Consider the following 1096-nt stretch of genomic DNA (forward strand, 5'->3'; position numbering starts at 1 on the left):
CCCCCTGTCCGAAGACAATGCGGTCGCTGCCGCCTTGGCTCAGGTCAATCAGGTCATCACCGCCCGCGCCTTCAAATACTTCTGAAGCGGTATTCCCGGTCATCCGGTTGTTCTGGCCGTTGCCGGTGAAATGCAGGGGGTCGTTTGCGCCGGATGCTTCTGTGCAGGAGGATGTCAGGTTCTCCACATTTTCCGGAAGCACGAAGGATCTGGAAGAAAACACCGTATCAATGCCGCTGTTCTCTTCTTCCACGATGACAGTGCCGGTTGTCACCCCGTAGTACACATCGCCCTCAGCGCTTCCGACCATCCCGTTGGAGCCGGAAGCAAGATAAAACCGGGTTCCGACCCCTGTCAGTTCATAGTCCGGGGCTGACGGATCGTTCTGGATGATGCCATCGCCGTTTAGGTCAACCCAGCCCTGCCGAGCATGCTGGAACCCATCGCTGCCGGTTTCGTTCTGAAAGGTGCCGTCCCGTAAGTGGCTGGCCCAGGTATTCGGGGTCTCTGACCACCGCACCAGGAAGTTTTCTTCTGAAAAGTCAGAAACCTGCACATCCCTGAACACGATCGTCTGAGGATCAGCCGGGTATGAGCCGTTGCTGAGCCACACGTCATTACCGACCTGGGTCAGGCGTGACAGCGCGTCTGCGGCGTTTTCGATGCTGTAGCCTTCCAGCACCAGCACGTCGTCGGCATCAAAGCCGGAGATGATCTTGTTGTCCTTGCCGCGGTCTGCCCGGACAGTATCGGCGCCGCCCAGCAGATGGATGACGTCCTCGCCTTGCCCGGTTGCGATCCAGTCATTTCCCGCCGTGCCGGTGATCGTTGTTTTCTGGTCGCCATCTATCAGGACGGCTCCGTCGCCGCTGCCGGTGAGGCGGTTCTCCGGGTCCATCATGTAGACGGATACGGATTTGATTTTCAGGGTGTTGTCCGGGCCGAACATTCCCTCCTGCGGGCTGCCGTTTTCATCCAGGACCGGATCCCACCAGCCGCCTGTTGTGCCGAGCTGGTCATTCAGCATCAGTGTCATGGGCCCGTGATGATCGCCTGTGGTCGGAGTCTGAAAGACAATTTCCATGTTGTCCTGGTC

Annotated in this window: 1 pseudogene; it reads right to left on the reverse strand. The window is 58.6% G+C overall.

Features of this window, described 5'->3' with window-relative positions:
- A pseudogene (locus tag A9D60_RS04260) lies at positions 1 to 1036 on the reverse strand (hypothetical protein); the annotation flags it as partial.
- Between the last annotated feature and the right edge of the window lie 60 nt (positions 1037 to 1096).

The sequence above is a fragment of the Leisingera sp. JC1 genome (assembly GCF_001679925.1).
In the GTDB taxonomy this organism is placed as follows: Bacteria; Pseudomonadota; Alphaproteobacteria; order Rhodobacterales; family Rhodobacteraceae; genus Leisingera.